Below are 16,951 nucleotides of genomic sequence, written 5' to 3'. Positions count from 1 at the left end.
GCAAAAAAATAATTAATCGGCGCGGGTCATCGTTAATTTCCCATGTTGCATCCCTTTGATACTAATAAGCTTATCTGACAACTCAGTCAATCGTCGGGCAATCCCTTTCACTGCTACAATTTCGAGACACTTATCTTTTTCCAGCATGAAACGTTGCGTTGATAAGATTTCGTCAAAAAATTCTTCCTGAATGGCTGATAACAGCTGCAGAAGTTCCCGCTTATGCGGATCATAAATTAAGGTGACCGAACCAGCCACGTTGTTGTTGCATTGCCATTTATGTTCCACCATGCTTTTGCTTATCAGATGACGGATCGCTTGCGAACGGTTCGAAAACTGATTTTCCTTCACGTACTCATCGAGTGAATCGAGCAAATCCTGTTCGATAGATATGCCAAAACGAGAAACTCCCATGGTAACAACAATTAGGTAATTAGTAACACGATCAAAAATAGTATTAAATATGAGAGAACGCTCAGCCAGACAAAAACTTTCGGCTATTTATAACCGGTTAAAATGAATGTTTCTTCCGGGAAACATGGGTGGAAAGCTACCCGAAGTATAGAAACAATCCGAGAAAAATGTGATAATTTCATTCTTATTCCGTTAGGAAATACCCGCCCGCGGCCGGTGCATGATTATTTATATAAATTTTACATAAAAGGTCTGTCAATCTTTACGTGTATCTGTATTTTAGCAAAAATAAGAGACTAAAGAAATCAGATAAGTATATAACATATGAAAACTTTGATGTACCGAAATGCCTGGATATTCATCCTGCTACTAGGAATGGCCACTAGTTGTGCACCAACCAAAACCGATCCGCTGCCATCGTGGAACAACACTCCCGAAAAAGCGAAAATTATTGACTTTGTCACGAATAAAGTGCCGCAAATTCCGGTAAAGGATCGTATTGCGGTTTTCGACATGGACGGAACGCTCGCTTGTGAGGCTCCACTTTGGTTTGAGATGTACAGTGCTGTACAGGGCTTATGCCTACAGGCAGACAAAGACAGTTCGCTCCTGCAAAATCCGGTGTATCGTTATGCTGAAAAACTGAGAGTCAATCCGAAAGATACATCTGTAACCAATCATTGGGGACCAACTATTCAGCCCATGATCATGAATGCCTTTAAAGGTTGGGATAATGAAAAGTATGTGAAGTTCACCAAAGCCTACCTGGATACGGCCATGAATCGCGATTATCATATTCCGCTGGCCAAAATGTTTTATCCACCTATGTTGGAACTGATTTCGTATTTGAAAGTTAACCAGTTTAACGTGTATGTCGTTTCGGGCTCACTGCAGGGACTCATGTGGAGCGTTTGTCCCAAAGCGCTGGGCTTCGATCGCAACCATTTGATTGGTACCAGCCAGGCGATGCAGCCCGTCTTTCACCCCGGAAAAGGAACAGAGTTTGTTTTGGAACCTGCCATATTTAAGCCATCGAATAATAACAACGGCAAAGCGGTAAACATCTATCGTCACATTGGGAAGGCCCCTGTTTTTGCTTTTGGAAATACCACCGGTGATTGGGGCATGTTCCGCATGGCTTCGGCCAATCCGTTGCCCAACATTTCGTTCATGTTGAACCACGACGATGCCAAACGGGAATATAAATATAGTCCATGGCACGGTACACCTTGTCCCGCTTGGAAAGATTCCATGTCGACACACGGATGGAACATTGTTAGTATGAAAAAAGATTTCAAAGTGGTATTTAACCAACCAAATAAGTAAAACAGAAAGGACAGCTGTGATGAAGATTGCGGTAATCGGAGCAGGAGGAGTTGGAGGATATTTTGGTGGAAGGCTGGCCCAGGCCGGTAATGAGGTAACCTTTCTGGTCCGGGGCGCCCATCTCGAAGCCATGCGGACCGTTGGTCTGACGGTGAAAAGTGTGCTGGGCGATTTTCACTTAGACAATGTGCAGGCTACAGACGATATCGAAACAATCGGGAAAGTCGATCTCATTATCATCGGACTGAAAGCCTGGCAGGTGAAAGATATGGCGGTTCAGCTGGATGGTCTCATTGGCGAACAGACGGTCATTTTGCCCTTGCAAAATGGTTTACTAACGTACGACGAACTGCGCGAAGCCATCGGAGCAGAACCGGTAATCTGCGGTTTATGCAAAATCATCAGTAAGGTGGAGGCTCCCGGAGTCATCAATCACTTTGCGCATACCCCCGAAATTATATTCGGTGAGGCTGATAATACCAAATCGAAACGGGTACAGCAACTAAAGGAAGTGATGCAGAAAGCCGGCATCCAGGCAACCGTTGCTGAAAATATTCAAATGGAGCTATGGAAAAAGTTCATCTTTATTTGTGTGAGCGGCCTGATGGCCATCACCAATACCAACTACGGTGAGCTTCGTTCGATACCCGAAACGCGAAAACTCATGGTCGACTTGCTCAACGAGATTGTGACCCTGGCGCGTGAAGCGGGAATTCCTTTCGGTGAAGATTTCGTGAAAAAGAATGTTGGTTTTATCGACTCACTCGCTCCTGATTCCACAACGTCACTAGCTCGTGATATCTGGGCCGGCAATCCTTCAGAACTGGAATACCAGAACGGCACAGTGGTTAAACTCGCCAGCCAGTTCAATGTCGATGTGCCGGTCAATCAGTTTGTCTATTCCTGTTTGGTTCCCGCCGAGCTCAAAGCGCGAAAGGAATAAAAGGTTCCTATTGTTCCTATAGTTCCTGTTGTTTTTATCGTTCTGCAGGATGTTGTTGCGGAGTTTTCATTGAAAATCCAAAGAAGGTGTTGCTGATAAGAACCGAACAACAGTAACAACATAAACATTTACAACAACAGAAACTGCTAGCGTAACTTGAAACCTTTTGTGGCTGAATCTGTCGGAAAGTTGTCATTGCAGACAAGTCGAGAACAGCATACCTTGCGGATGTAAAAAGAACACGGACGAACACAGTGAATCCGTTGAGTTGAACTATTAAAAATGAGCAAGGTATGATTAGAGTTGTTATCAATGGATTTGGTCGAATCGGGAGATTGGCCTTCCGCAAAATGCAGAACCACCCGGAACTGGAAGTGGTGGCGGTAAATGATCTCAGCGCACCGTCAATGCTGGCTTACCTGTTGAAATATGATTCGACCCAGGGGACTTTCGATGCCGATGTCAAATCAGGTGACGACAACCTGGTGATCAATGGAAAAAGCATAACAGTACTGGCCGAGCGCAATCCGGAAGCATTGCCCTGGAAAGAGATGAACATCGACCTGGTACTCGAGTGTACCGGATTCTTTGCTTCGCCGGGAAAAGCATCCGCGCACCTGAAAGCCGGAGCCCAAAAGGTGATTATCTCGGCACCGGCCGGACCGGATTTGAAAACCATTGTATTTAATGTGAATCACGATATTCTGGAGCCGTCCGATAATCTCATCAGTTGTGCATCGTGTACCACCAATTGCCTGGCACCGATGGCGGATGTGCTGAATAAGAACTTCGGTATTGTAGCCGGACAAATGAGTACCATTCACGCATACACCAACTCGCAGCCGTTGATGGACACGCCCGACCCGAAAGTCAATTACCGAAAGTCGCGGGCGGCGGCTAACAACATTGTGCCGTATACCACCGGTGCAGCCAAGGCCATCGGGTTGGTGATTCCGGAGCTGAAAGGCAAACTGGACGGTTCGTCACAACGCGTTCCGGTAGCGGCCGGTTCGGTGGTTGAACTCTATACGGTGCTGGAAAAACCGGTAACAGTAGATGAAATTAATCAGACCATGCAAAACGCAGCCAACGAATCGTATGGTTATACCGAAGACCCGGTAGTATCGGGCGATATTGTCGGAATTTCCTATGGTTCGCTCTTCGATGCTACGCAAACGAAGGTGGTGACCACCGGAAGTCAGCAATTGGTGAAAACCGTTTCGTGGTACGACAACGAAATGTCGTTTGTATCGCAGATGGTGCGCACGGCAGCCTACTTTGCTGCATTGTAAAACAATTTGTCTGAAATGGCGTTTAGTCAATTCAGTCTCAAAGCAAACGGAATACAGGTACCAGGGAAGCATTAACCGTTTCTCTGGTATTTTTTAATGACTTTCTGCACCTCGTTGCGGGAAATCAGGATGACAGGATAATGACAGAAAGCATATGAAAACAGCATTGTTAATTATTGACATTCAGAACGACTATTTTGACGAAGGCACTATGTCACTCGTCGGTTCGGTTGAAGCCAGTAGAAATGCCAGGCTGGTTCTTGAGAAATTCAGGGAAGAAAGTTTACCAATCGTACATATTCAGCATATAGCGACAAGACCGACAGCTACATTTTTTCTGCCCGATACACCAGGGGCTGAGATTCATGAAAATGTACGACCATTAAAAAACGAGAAAGTAATCGTTAAACATTTTCCCAATAGTTTCAGAGAAACAGAGTTGCTTGATTATTTGAAGCGTAACGATATAACAGATTTAGTTATTTGCGGGATGATGACTCACATGTGTGTTGACTCGACCACCAGGGCAGCAAAAGATTTCGGATTTAACATCACATTAATAGGGGATGCTTGTGCAACGAGGGACCAGGAGATCAACGGACAAGTAGTAAAAGCAGACGAAGTTCATAACAGTTTCCTGGCAGCTCTCAACTATTTTTATGCGACCGTAAAAACAACGAGTCAATTTTTAGAAGGGCAATAAGCACAGCAGACAACAGTAAAGACGACATTGCACTTTCTGTGCAACATTTCAGTGACATTACAATAAACCAAAGACTTCGCTGACTGACCGGATCGTGCTCTCAAATACGCAATGATTTCGTTCAGCCCAGCCAACTTACAGATATGAAAATGATTCAGGAAAAATATAAAGGCTTTGCCACCGTTCTGGCATACGCCATCGCACCGCTGTCGGGAATCGCGGTTGATTTGTATTCCCCTTCGTTGCCGGCCATGGCCCGCGATTTACACGTTAGTGTATTAAACATGCAGGCTTCGGTGAGTATCTACCTGGTGTTTTATGGCATTAGCCAGCTCTTTGTCGGTATTTTGCTCGACAGCTTTGGCCGGCACCGGCTCAATCTGATTTCGTTGCTGATATTTTCACTCTCCAGCTTCGCTATTGCAGCCATCCCGAATATTCACGTTATTTATATTCTCCGGGCGATTCAAGGCGTCAGTATTGGCATTGTGTTGGTTGCCAAACGAGCTTTTCTGGTGGATATGTTTAATGGTGACAAACTGAAACATGCCCTCAGTGTGCTGACTATCGTATGGTCCATCGGCCCGATTACGGCACCGTTTATCGGCGGTTACCTGCAAACCAGCTTTGGATGGAAGTACAACTTTTATTTCCTGGGAGCTGCTTCCATGGTGGGCTTTATTCTCGACTGGATTTTCAGCGGAGAAACTTTGCATGCGCCTGCCAAATTTCATTTCCGGCAAATAGCCGCGAACTATTCAAAGATGCTGGGAACGTTCGATTTTATTCTAAGTATCACCTTATCCGGTCTCGCATACGGAGTCGCGATGATATTCACGCTCACCAGTCCGTTCCTGATTGAGCATACCTTTCACTACAATTCGGTCACGGTAGGCTATTCGCTGCTGGTTGTCGGACTGGGATGGCTCAGCGGAAATTTGTTGGGAAAAGCGCTGATCAAAATCGATTTGAACAAAAAGATTTTCATTGCCAACATCGTACAGTTTACCACGCTCGCCCTGATGATACTGTTCTTCCGGATAGCGCCCAACTTGTATACGCTTATCGGGTTTACCTTTTTCATCGTGATGGCGTCGGCTTTCATCTTCAATAACTCATTTACCTACAGTTTGAGCCGGTTCCCCAAAATGGCCGGGATAGCTGGTGGTTTGGTCGGCGGGTTTACCTATATTCTCCTTTCGGGAATCACCTACCTGTTGCTGCTCTTTATTCCCGTGACGGAATTGATGAGCCTTGCCTGGTACGACCTCATCTTAGTAGGCGGCATCAGCATCGTGTTTGTCTCGTTCGTGCGGGGACGAAGAAAGCAAGTAGCCTTGAAAAGCGCTTCCTGCCCGGGGTAAATTCATCGTACAGCTGTCTGGAAACTTCGCCGGTAGGCACTGGGCGAGGTTTTCAGATGCCGTAGAAACAGGCGCCGAAGGGTATCGGCACTTCCCAGACCGCATTCGCCGGAAATTTCATCCAGCGTCAGGTTCGATTCTTCGAGCCGGCGCCGGGCTGTTTCCACGCGCACCTTTTCGATATAACGTGCCGGAGTAATGCCGGTTTTTCGGGCGAAGACACGGGAGAAATTTCGCGGGCTCATGGATGCCTGTTCGGCCAGTTTTTCTACTGAAAGGGAATCATTCAGGTGTTCCGGAATCCAATCGATGATGGTTTGGATGGGATTGTAATCGACCTCCTGCTGAGCCAGTACCACGCTAAACTGCGACTGGTTGCCCGGCCGCTTGAGATACAACACCAGCATGCGCGCGACGTAAAGCGCTACGTCACGGCCGTAATCTTCTTCTACCAGCGAAAGGGCCAGGTCCATTCCGGTGGAAATCCCGGCCGAAGTATACACTGGACCGTCTTTCACAAAGATGGGATCAGGGTTCACCTTTACTTCGGGGTACATGGTAGCCATCAGCTGGCAACGATGCCAATGAGTGGTAGCCTCCCGGCCATCCAGGATACCGGCTTCGGCCAGCAGGAAAGCGCCGGTACACACCGAGCCAATGCGGCGGATATTTTTCCAGTGTGTCCGTAACCAGTGTACGGTCTCTTTGCCCGGACTGACGTCGGAAATGTGCGGCGGCAGCTCATCTGCCTCGATGCGCTGGTCGAGCAGTTGCAAACCGGTAGTATAGCCGGCAATCAGCAAGGTATCGATGGGATAACTGATATCGAAGAGGGTACTTTCGCACCCAATGGGCAGGCCCGTGGAGGTGGTCACCTGCAATTCCCGGGTGTTGGTCACCACATGCAGCTGGTAAACAAACGGCGGCTGGTCGGTAAATTCGGGCAGGTACTGTTTCGCTTTCGCGAAAACTTCCATCGGACCGGTTACATCCAGCAGCGACGTGTTGGGCGACGCCAGGATAACGATATGCTTAACGGGGGTGTTCTCTTCCTTCTTCATGGCCTTCTCTTTTCATATGGCAAGCTAAAGATACATCGTTCCATCCTGTCCGCAAGGACAATTATCCGACAAAATCGGACAAGAGAGATTTCAGGTTGGAAAGTTTCATGTTTCAGGTTGGGCAATTAGAGGAAGGTTTGTATAAAAAAGGATGTCATCCCTCGAAGGGATGACATCCTTTAGCTAATTAACGAAGTGAATTTCTTTTCAACTGAATGTTAAGTTCAAAAAAACGTTCAACAGCCAGAATAACCAAATCGTAGAATTCTTTTCCATTGAATACTTTTTCTTGTTCTTTATCCTCTTCCTGCTCTTTATTTTCCCAAATTTGATTTATGCTATAATATTCATAATAATCACTATGGTAATTTTGATTTAGATCCGTTAGCATTATATTCGCCCCAAATGTATTGCCATTCGTACTAAATTGATATGTTTTCTTGTCACTTATTCCCGGCATATTTTCTGCTAATATAATTTCTGCTATTAGTCGTTTTGAACGATAATTATAGATATTCTCATTTACGAGATCAGTTTTCATTATTGAACTCTGACATTTAATTAGTTTCTCTATCAGTATCTCTTTGCTGAATATGATTGAAAGGAACGTAATAGCCGGAAAGAAGCCTATCATGAATGTATTTTTAATTTCAGCAGTCATTCTTGGAACACTGAGAAGAGAGTCAATGTCGGACACATCTTTGACTTTATTTTGATTGAGAATTTCTCTGAGCGAGATCGAATTGGTTTTGGTTAACTCGGACAAGAGAAATTTGAAGTTTTCCTCATTTCTATATTGACCTGGAAGAATTTTCTCTACGTAGTTAATTATGGCATCAACGTTATTGTAGCGAAAAATTTGTTTACTATAGAACTTATCGATATATCCGGCAAAATCAGTGCTGGCGCCATATTTATGGCAGAAAATTTTGTGAAGGTTGTCGTAGTCACAAACCACGATAATTTTATCGAAGCCAAATTTATTGGAATCTCCATTTTCATAATTTGGCGAATCGAAATGTGCAGCAAAAACATTTAGTATCCGGAAAATGTGGTCCGGGTCCATCCGGTCGGTGTCATCGATAATCAGAACGGTCTTTATCCTTTTTTCTCCCAGTTGCTCCAGTAATTGGCGGATGAGCTGGGAATAAAAGTTGTCTTCGTAGATGGAACCTTCCTCTTCATAGGCTTTCTGAATAAATTTCTCGGCGGCATCTTTATCGTCGATCTGAAGTCGGTCATGCTCTGAAAAATATTCCTGTGTCAATTCACGCAGATTTTCATAAACTCCAAAGGCACTTTCGCCAATCTTGGGTATCGCTTTTAAGAACGGAGCTAAAATCCGGTCTGCATTTTTGAAGACGAATTTGGGCAAGGTTTGCAAATAGGTGAACCTTTCCTTATCAAACTCAACATCGCGCCCCAGCAATTGAAACAGTATTTCGGTTTTGATGTAGCGAAAAATATCCTCGTTAGCCGAAATAGCGTAATTTACTGGAAAGAGATGGAAAACTTCATATAGCTTTTTATCTTCATTTTCCTTTTTGAAGAATTCTTTCAGGAAAGTTGTTTTTCCCTGTCCGTAAGGAGCAGAAAAGAGAATCCGGTTGTTACCGCCTTCCTCCAGATGCTTCTTAAATTCTCTCCACGGACTTTCAATGGAAACATCCAGATTTTTGATTTCATAATGGAGTTCGAGAGTTGCGCCGTTAATTTCGTTCTCATCAATTTCCAGTTTCACCTTCTGGTGTTGGAAATCGTTTGATTCAACGAGTACTTGATTAATTGGAAAAACATTTTGTTCGTCGGTCGATTCGTTTAATGAAATATTTTCGGTCCCGGAACCTTCTGGTGTGTGATTGAAAAGCTGTGCTGAGATACCAGAGGGGATTTCACCGTCATCAGAGCGATTGGTTATTATTGCTTTGGTTATTTTCAGAAAAGGATCATCCTGATTGATTTCAATAGTATGAGATGGATCGTCTTTGGAAAATCTTAATAAAGGCATGAGGTTTTCAATTTTTTGTTTGAGTCTAAGGTAATAAGGAAATTCCAATTTTATGATTAAGTGAAAAGGATGTCATCCCTCGAAGGGATGACATCCTTACTTTTCCAATCCACTATTTACTTCTGCCGGTTAAACAATTGATTTAACTATTCTCGGTGGATGTATTGTTCGAATTGTAACGAGCTTTGATCTTTTCATTCAAAGTATTCACTAACTCTGCCACAGTAGCTGCCAGCGTACCATAAACGGCAGCGTTGGCTTTACTCATTACATTCAAATAGTCGATGATGCCATTCAGAATGACCTGCGTTTCGCGTTTGATACTGGACGGGGCTACTACTTCCGGCTTTTCCGATTCCAGTTCGGCCGATTGTTGATAAACTTCCTGGAGATGTGCCTGCTCACTTTGCAGGTCTGTAACCAGTTCGGTTAGGTTTAGTGTGGTGATAGCCTGCGCGGCTTCTTCCTTTTGAAACGCGTTTAGGATAGAATCAAGCATGGCACTTTCTTTCTCAATACTCAGTCGGGGAATATTGGAACCGTGCGATTTGACAATCGAATAGAGAACATCCGCTGCCTCGCCCGTCGAGTTTTTGTTCCATCGCTGATACCCTCTGAGAAAATGCATCAATGCGGAAAACAATGCATCCCTGCGGGCATCGGCGGCATCTAATTCTTCTTTCAGCTCTTTTCCGCGTTCAGCGCCTATGCCCTGAACCATTAAAACCGAATTTGCCTTTAGTTTTACATTTTCACCATTCAGGTATTCGTCAGTTAACGTGGCATTATCAATTGCGATGCCTACGTGATTGGCTATATCAGCCGTCTCGGCGACGATAGCCGAGGTTAATAAATGATTAATTTGACTCATGAGATTAAATTTAGTCAGGCAGAAGTTGAACAGATAGTTTTCTGTTAGTGATTATTGAATTGGAGATTTTTGCAATAGATTTGATAGTCTGGTCTTTAATTGTCGGTCTTGTCATGGTCATTGGTTTGAGGTCGTGATTAAAGATAGTATACTTGGCCGGAATTAATAGTATCATTTGCTAATTTATTCTCAGTTAAAATAAAATGGTATTAATTTTTTCTTTTACAAAGAAAGAGGGAGTGGTTTTATGAAATATCTTCTGGTATATACTTCAGCGGTCATGTTTTAGGTATGGTTCATTAAGAAATTGCGCTCAACAGGTTTGCTCGTCAGAAATCTGTTTAGAATATCGACGAAACACACTTGCTCAGCGACAATTTATTTAGAAGAGAAGGCAAACGGGTTTGCTCGAAAGCTTTTTATCTAAATTAGGTTGCAGCAATTTTTCCTGGCTAATAATCTATTGGGAAGAAGGGAAAAACACATTTGCTTCAGGTTAATCTATTTCAGTAGACTCATAAATTGATTAAATTGAAACGCATTTATTCAAATACCAGACCTGCAGAATATCATCGATAAATATTTCAATGATGAATAAAAATGATTTTGCGTCAGAAGAATGGTTGTTAAAAAGAGAAAAGATTCTGAAACGAGACAACTTTACCTGTCAGATTTGCGGAACCTTTAATCCCTCTTTGGGGACGGTGGAAACTTGTCGATATGGAGATGGGACTGTAGAATTACATGAATATGAATCAAGTCCGGGACATAGCTTATATCGTTTATCATCTCAAAGAACTGGTATAACGATAGAAATGGAATTTGGGCTAGATTGGTTGGTTCTACCGGTAATGCAGATTCATCACAAACGGTATATCGATAATAGAAAGGTATGGGAATATTGTGATAACGATTTGATTACTTTATGCAAAAAATGCCACACTTCATTGCACGAAAAAATTGAAATCCCTGTGTACGATTTGAATGAATATTTAGTAGAACGGAAGAAATTTGCACCGGAGGATTATGGCAGTGGACATAATCATGACCATGAACCGTGGATTTTCATTCATATGGAACCTAGTAGTCGAGAATACAAAGTATCAAAGGTAAAGCCAAGAGTTACCTATGTGCTTTTCAAAGAAGAGGAAGATAGGGCAGAGGAGATACAAAGAAATGCAGAATTTATGGTTAGAGATTTTTTTAAGAGATTCTTACCTGATTATGGTCGTTTAGACTAAGTTGTAGGAATACAGAAAACTGACTCAGTCATAAAATTTAATAAAACAAATGGGTATAAAACGTCAGAAAACACTGATTCACTGGAATTATTTTCTTTCTATAGAAGAGGATTTATATAAGCTACAGCGATATGTAGATTTTTCGAAAGATAACGACTCGACTTTTTCTTTAGAGATTGCAAGAATACTTATGGCTGCAAGCGCCGAGGTTGATGTTGTTTTGAAGCAATTGTGCATTGCCATAGATGAACATTCTACAGCGGGAAATATTAATCAATACCATGATTTGATTACTAGCTATTTTGCGGACTTCAAAGATTTTAAGGTAATAATACCTACCCAAGGCTTGGAATTAACCCCGTGGGAGTCGTGGCAAAAATCTGGTCCTCCTGAATGGTGGACAGCTAATAATAAAGTGAAGCATCAGCGTCATGAGCATTTTAAGCAGGCTTCATTAAAAAATTGTTTGAATTCTGTAGCAGGTCTATACGTATCTGTGCTTCATCTGTATATTGAACAAGCAGAAGGAGCTGGCTTACTTCAGTTGCCTCGGTTATTTAATGTAGCAGATAAGAACTTCGGAGGCACGTTCATGGGACGCTATGGCCATAGCTTCGCCTATCGGATTAATGACTTAAGCGAAGAAAAGTAAGCCTTTTTATGTTGAAGTCTGAGAAGATTCCTAAAAACGCGCCATTAAAAAAACGCCGGCGAAAAAGGATGTCATCCCTCGAAGGGATGACATCCTTAATGAATCAGATTTTGTAAATTGAATAACAAAAAGACAATGCCTGTCCGCAACATAAACACACCTATTGAAAGCGATCGGTATTATCATATTTTTAACCGGGGGAATGGTTCCCTGAACCTGTTTTATACTCCTAACAACTACCAATATTTTCTGAACCAGTATAGCAAGTATTTAGGGCCGTATTGTGATACATTGGCGTATTGCTTACTGCCCAATCATTTTCATTTACTCATAAAGACCAAAAGAAGGATCAGTGATTCAAATACTGTAGGAAAAGTAGTTTCAGAACACTTTCGGCGATTATTTATTACCTATTCTCAGGCCATAAAAAAGCAAAACGGAATAAAAGGAAGTCTTTTCTCACGCCCCTTTAAAAGGTTATTGATTGAAGATGAAGACTACTTGAAGTATGTAACGTTTTACATTCATCATAATCCAGTGAAGCATGGACTTAGTGAGCAGTTCCTGAATTACCGTTTTAGTTCCTACCAGGCATTGACAAGCTCTTTGCCAACAAATTTAAACCGACGATTAGTCCTTGACCTGTTTGGTGGGAAGGAGAATTTCCTGAGCTTCCATAATTATTACCATGAAGAGAAGAAAGCATTGATGCTTGAATGAGCTAAGGATGTCATCCCTTCGAAGGGATGACATCCTTAAATCAGAAGAGATTTTTAATGAGATTTTTAGCGAAACGAAACCGAAAACACAGCAGCTTTTTCCAAACATTATGTAGTTTTGCCTCAAATCAAAAGAACCAAAAACATCGATGAAACGTAAACCATTGTCCTCCGAAACCAGAAGCCAATTGCTGGTCGCCCAGGGAAACGAAATTACCGAATATCATATTTACAAGCAGCTGGCTGCCAAACAGCGAGACCCGCATAATGCCGAAGTGTTGAATCGCATTGCCGACGATGAGCACAAGCATTATGAAATCTGGAAGGAGTACACCGAAACGAAAGTGGCTCCGAGTAAGTGGAAGATTTGGAAATTTTACTGGATAGCCCGGATTTTTGGCATCACATTCGGCATTAAGCTGATGGAAAAAGGGGAGGAGAACGCGCAGGTCAACTACAACGAGATTGCGGCTGAAATTCCTGAGGCCAAAATCATCAGTAAAGAAGAGAATGATCACGAGGCTCAGTTGATCGATCTACTGGAGGAAGATAAGCTGAAGTACATCGGCTCGATTGTATTGGGATTGAATGACGCTTTGGTGGAAATTCTGGGAACGCTGGCAGGTTTGACTTTTGCCCTGCAGAATACCCGTTTGGTAGCGTTGGCCGGCATCATCACCGGACTGGCTGGTGCCCTGTCGATGTCTTCGTCGGAATATCTGTCGAATAAGTCGGAAGGTAACCATGAAGGTGCTGTAAAATCTGCCATCTTTACCGGTATCGCCTATGTTTTTGCTGTTGTTTTCCTGGTAGTCCCCTACCTGCTGTTTACCTCACCTTTTGTGGCACTGATAGTCGCCGTTGTCGATTCGGTATTGGTGGTGTTCCTCTATAGTTATTACATCTCGGTCGCCAACGATCAACCTTTCCGGAAACGTTTCTGGGAAATGGTTATCCTGAGTACCGTGGTTGGATTGATATCGTTCGGTCTGGGTTATCTTGTCCGGATCATGTTCGGCATCGACGTTTGATTTGAACAGTATTTGTTGACTATATAGAGAAAGAGGATGCTTTTAGTGTCCTCTTTTTTTGTGTGAATGGGGTGCTTAATTTGCTTTCGCTGAAACTGGATGCCACACTATTCGGCAAAAAAACTATTTTTAAAGAACTAAATCATCGGGAAACTAACCACCAACCTTTTTTGACAAAAGCTTATTGCTAACTTAAACAGATACAAATGAAGTTTAACTTGATTCTTTCCGTCCTGATTGTCGTGATGCTTTCAGCGATGGATTTGTCGGCTCAAAATCCAAATGAGTCCAAACATTCCCAAACTCCTGTAAAACCAGACACAACATTGACCCGCCCGCAGAAATCGGTAACGAGTGGAACGGTGACCGTTGAGGGGAAGCGGATTGATTACAAGGCGGTAGCTGGTACACTGGTCCTGAAGAACAAAAAAGAGGAACCAACCTGCAGCATGTTCTACGTGGCTTATTTTAAGTCGGGCGAAAGCAATCCTGCTAACCGGCCGGTGACATTTATTTATAACGGTGGCCCTGGAAGTGCATCGGTATGGTTGCATTTGGGTGCATGGGGACCCAAGCGTGTCGATGCGGCTGACACAGCGCGGACTTCAGCGCCTTATTCGTTGGTAAACAATGACTACAGCTTGCTCGATGCCAGCGACCTGGTGTTTATCGACGCTCCTGGAACCGGATATAGCCAGCTTATCGGGAAAGACAAAGGAGGAGTCGGCGATCCGAAAGATTTTTATGGCATCGACCAGGATGGACATGCATTTGCTTCGTTCATTACACAGTTCCTGACCACTTTTAGCCGGTGGAATTCTCCGAAGTATTTGTTCGGCGAAAGTTACGGAACGTTCCGTTCGGCAGTGGTTGCTTACTACCTGGGCGAGAATCATGGCATCGATTTGAATGGTGTGATCATGCTTTCGCAGATTTTGAACTACGATAACGTTTCGGGGATGGCTGCCCTGAATCCCGGTAACGAAATTGCCCACCAACTGGTTTTGCCGAGTATGACGGCTACAGCCTGGTACCATCACAAACTTCCCAATCAGCCCGAAAAGCTGGAACCGCTTCTCCGGAAGGTAGAAGACTTCGCACTCGGAGATTTTGCATCTGCACTCAGCAAAGGTGTGACGATTGATTCTGCAACCTTCAACCAAACGGCAGAAAAACTGCACGAATATACAGGCCTTCCGGTCGATTACATTAAGAAAGCCAACCTGCGTGTAACCGGACCGGGATTTGAAAAGAATCTGCTGGCAAAGGAAGATAAGGTAACCGGACGTTTGGATACCCGCTTCTCAGGCTATATGGTCGATCCGTTGAGCAAACGTCCCGCCTTCGACCCGATGGACAAAGCCATTTCCGGGATCTACATCGCTACTGCGAACACTTATTTGCATTCGACGTTGAAATTCAGGAAAGATGTACCTTATCAGCCGTTTGGCGATGGAATCGGTCGCAAGTGGGATTCACGTCATCAGGCACCGGGAAGCGGCAGGAAAATTTTCCCCAACGTGATGCCAGACCTGGCCCGGGCGATGATTTACAATCCGAAAATGAAAGTGATGCTGAACATGGGTTATTTCGATTTGGCCACGCCGTACTTCGAAGGAGTATACGAAATGCGGCATTTGCCCATGCCTGCAGCTTTACAGAAGAATATCTCTTACCATTACTACATGTCGGGGCACATGGTTTATCTGCATATTCCTTCCCTGAAGGAACTACACGATAACACGGCGAAATTCATTCAGGATACGCATTAAAGAGCATCGACAATAAAACTTGGAATGGCTGTTATGCTTTCGTAATTTTATTTGCGAAGTACAACAGCCATTTTCTTTATGGATAATCTGAGATAACGAATAGATCCCTGCCGGGAATTCAGAAAAATGTCAAACCAATGAAAACAAAACCTATTTACTTGCTCGTTCTGTCCGTCCTATTGTCGGTTATTTTTAGCGGATGTAATGAAAAAAAAGAGGTCGCCAAAGAAAGCTGGATGGCGAAACCCGTAAAAGATTGGCCAGCTTTTGCCCTGACCAATGACATCGCCTTTACCGACACCACCTTTCATGGAATTGCCAATGCATTTCTGGTTGACACCGGAAAAGATACGCTGGCCGTTAGTTGTAAACACCTGTTCATGGTTTTTGAGATCAACCAGGGACTATCTTCCATCGATTTGGGGCCTCAATTTGTGTCATGGAAAATGTATCGGAAAAACCGGCCGGAGCAGCAGGTAGAAATAAAAAAGCTTATCAATCAGTCATCTAATGAACCCATCGGACAATTTAATACACTGAAGGATAGGGATTGGATTCTGTTTTCTCTTCAGGAAAAGAACAAAAATATTTATCCACTCAAAATTCGCTATACACCGGTCCGTCCCAACGAGGTTGTTTTTGCGGTAGGCTGGGGAGCACTGCAAAAGGATAATCGTTATCCGAAGCTGATAAAAATGCAGTGTTTTAAGAACATGGGAAACTACTTTTATGTGCAGACACTCACCCGGAATGTGAGAGGGGAAGGAAGAAGTGGTTCTCCGGTGATTGACCGAAACGGCTACCTGGTGGGGCTAATTTCCGGACAGGAAGGAAAATTAGGCGTCATTGGCAGCGTGGCCTATCTGCAGCAATTGTTCGATAAATACGGAATTTCCTACCAAGCGCAGTAAATGAATGATGAACCTCCGTTGTATATCCATATTTTCCTGATTATCTTTAAGCAAATCAAACCTTTCAACTGAACAGTAAATCATGAAACTCGAATCGCAACGATTGCAATTGCTGGAAATTAACTGGAGTGATCTGGATGATATTCACCGGTTGCACTCTTTCCCTGCTGTCGATGAGTTCAACACCATCGGGATACCCAGAGACAGGCTGGAAACCGAAGAGTTGATACGTCCGGCAATTGAAGAGCAAACGGACAAACCGCGTAAATCATACACCTGGAAAATAGTATTGAAAGACTCCGGCGAATTCATTGGACTAGCCGGTTTTTCGCTGTCGTTAGATAAATTCCGCCTGGGTGAGATATATTACAAACTGCTTCCGGCTCAATGGGGACACGGCTATGCAACGGAAGTGGCGAAAAGGTTGATAAAAGCCGGCTTTGAAGATTTCCACTTACACAAAGTGGAAGCCGGTGTGGCCACCGAAAACATCAAATCCATCCACGTACTGGAAAAGTGCGGCATGGTCCGCGAAGGTTTACGCCGTAAGATCCTGCCTATTCGGGGAAAATGGATCGACAATTATCATTATGCCATTCTGGAAGATGATCCACTGAAGGAATAACCAGAAGTTGAATAGACC

16 protein-coding genes are annotated in these 16,951 nt (G+C 43.6%); 12 read left to right on the top strand and 4 right to left on the bottom strand.

Annotation, left to right across the window (positions count from 1 at the left end):
- Positions 1-12: 12 nt before the first annotated feature.
- Positions 13-414 carry a nickel-responsive transcriptional regulator NikR gene (nikR, locus tag CLV93_RS07380; protein ID WP_106541549.1) on the bottom strand — a complete coding sequence of 134 codons (402 nt, stop codon included), beginning with the start codon at positions 412-414 and terminating at the stop codon, positions 13-15.
- Positions 415-738: 324 nt separating this feature from the next.
- Between nikR and CLV93_RS07375 the strand changes: the two genes are divergently transcribed.
- The 5 genes from CLV93_RS07375 to CLV93_RS07355 all read left to right on the top strand — a co-directional run bounded on the left by CLV93_RS07375 (position 739) and on the right by CLV93_RS07355 (position 6,042).
- Entirely contained in the window at positions 739-1,740 is a 1,002-nt protein-coding gene (locus CLV93_RS07375) for a haloacid dehalogenase-like hydrolase (protein ID WP_106541548.1), read from the top strand.
- 19 nt (positions 1,741-1,759) lie between these two features.
- Positions 1,760-2,683: a ketopantoate reductase family protein gene (locus tag CLV93_RS07370; protein ID WP_106541547.1), complete on the top strand. Its 924-nt coding sequence runs from the start codon at positions 1,760-1,762 to the stop codon at positions 2,681-2,683.
- A 293-nt stretch (positions 2,684-2,976) separates the two neighbouring features.
- Complete coding sequence (gap, locus tag CLV93_RS07365) at positions 2,977-3,975, top strand: type I glyceraldehyde-3-phosphate dehydrogenase (RefSeq protein ID WP_106541546.1); 999 nt, start codon at positions 2,977-2,979, stop codon at positions 3,973-3,975.
- Between the two features lie 154 nt (positions 3,976-4,129).
- Positions 4,130-4,678, top strand: coding sequence for a cysteine hydrolase family protein (locus CLV93_RS07360; RefSeq protein ID WP_106541545.1), 549 nt, complete (start codon positions 4,130-4,132; stop codon positions 4,676-4,678).
- A 143-nt stretch (positions 4,679-4,821) separates the two neighbouring features.
- Positions 4,822-6,042 carry an MFS transporter gene (locus CLV93_RS07355; protein WP_106541544.1) on the top strand — a complete coding sequence of 407 codons (1,221 nt, stop codon included), beginning with the start codon at positions 4,822-4,824 and terminating at the stop codon, positions 6,040-6,042.
- 2 nt (positions 6,043-6,044) lie between these two features.
- On the opposite strand, the gene CLV93_RS07350 is transcribed toward CLV93_RS07355, so the two are convergent.
- The 3 genes from CLV93_RS07350 to CLV93_RS07340 all read right to left on the bottom strand — a co-directional run bounded on the left by CLV93_RS07350 (position 6,045) and on the right by CLV93_RS07340 (position 9,982).
- On the bottom strand, positions 6,045-7,103 hold the full coding sequence (locus CLV93_RS07350; RefSeq protein WP_106541543.1) for a GlxA family transcriptional regulator: 1,059 nt from the start codon (positions 7,101-7,103) through the stop codon (positions 6,045-6,047).
- 187 nt (positions 7,104-7,290) lie between these two features.
- On the bottom strand, positions 7,291-9,111 hold the full coding sequence (locus CLV93_RS07345) for a P-loop NTPase fold protein (RefSeq protein WP_106541542.1): 1,821 nt from the start codon (positions 9,109-9,111) through the stop codon (positions 7,291-7,293).
- Between the two features lie 142 nt (positions 9,112-9,253).
- Positions 9,254-9,982, bottom strand: coding sequence for a DUF6261 family protein (locus CLV93_RS07340; protein ID WP_106541541.1), 729 nt, complete (start codon positions 9,980-9,982; stop codon positions 9,254-9,256).
- A 587-nt stretch (positions 9,983-10,569) separates the two neighbouring features.
- On the opposite strand from CLV93_RS07340, the gene CLV93_RS07335 reads away from it, so the two are divergent.
- The 7 genes from CLV93_RS07335 to CLV93_RS07305 all read left to right on the top strand — a co-directional run bounded on the left by CLV93_RS07335 (position 10,570) and on the right by CLV93_RS07305 (position 16,933).
- A complete protein-coding gene (locus tag CLV93_RS07335; RefSeq protein ID WP_146141973.1) occupies positions 10,570-11,223 on the top strand; it encodes an HNH endonuclease in 654 nt (217 codons plus the stop codon).
- 49 nt (positions 11,224-11,272) lie between these two features.
- The gene (locus tag CLV93_RS07330; RefSeq protein ID WP_106541539.1) at positions 11,273-11,875 is read left to right on the top strand and encodes a hypothetical protein; all 603 of its coding nucleotides are present in this window, start codon (positions 11,273-11,275) and stop codon (positions 11,873-11,875) included.
- 135 nt (positions 11,876-12,010) lie between these two features.
- Positions 12,011-12,595 (top strand): transposase, encoded by a 585-nt coding sequence (locus CLV93_RS07325; protein ID WP_106541538.1) that lies wholly within the window; start codon positions 12,011-12,013, stop codon positions 12,593-12,595.
- Between the two features lie 148 nt (positions 12,596-12,743).
- Complete coding sequence (locus tag CLV93_RS07320) at positions 12,744-13,625, top strand: VIT1/CCC1 transporter family protein (RefSeq protein ID WP_106541537.1); 882 nt, start codon at positions 12,744-12,746, stop codon at positions 13,623-13,625.
- Between the two features lie 206 nt (positions 13,626-13,831).
- A complete protein-coding gene (locus CLV93_RS07315; RefSeq protein WP_106541536.1) occupies positions 13,832-15,397 on the top strand; it encodes a S10 family peptidase in 1,566 nt (521 codons plus the stop codon).
- Positions 15,398-15,534: 137 nt separating this feature from the next.
- Positions 15,535-16,308: a trypsin-like serine protease gene (locus CLV93_RS07310; protein ID WP_106541535.1), complete on the top strand. Its 774-nt coding sequence runs from the start codon at positions 15,535-15,537 to the stop codon at positions 16,306-16,308.
- 82 nt (positions 16,309-16,390) lie between these two features.
- Entirely contained in the window at positions 16,391-16,933 is a 543-nt protein-coding gene (locus CLV93_RS07305; RefSeq protein ID WP_106541534.1) for a GNAT family N-acetyltransferase, read from the top strand.
- Positions 16,934-16,951: the final 18 nt, after the last annotated feature.

Source organism: Prolixibacter denitrificans (assembly GCF_003014495.1).
Taxonomy (GTDB): Bacteria; Bacteroidota; Bacteroidia; order Bacteroidales; family Prolixibacteraceae; genus Prolixibacter; species Prolixibacter denitrificans.
This window is presented reverse-complemented; position numbering and strand designations above follow the sequence as displayed.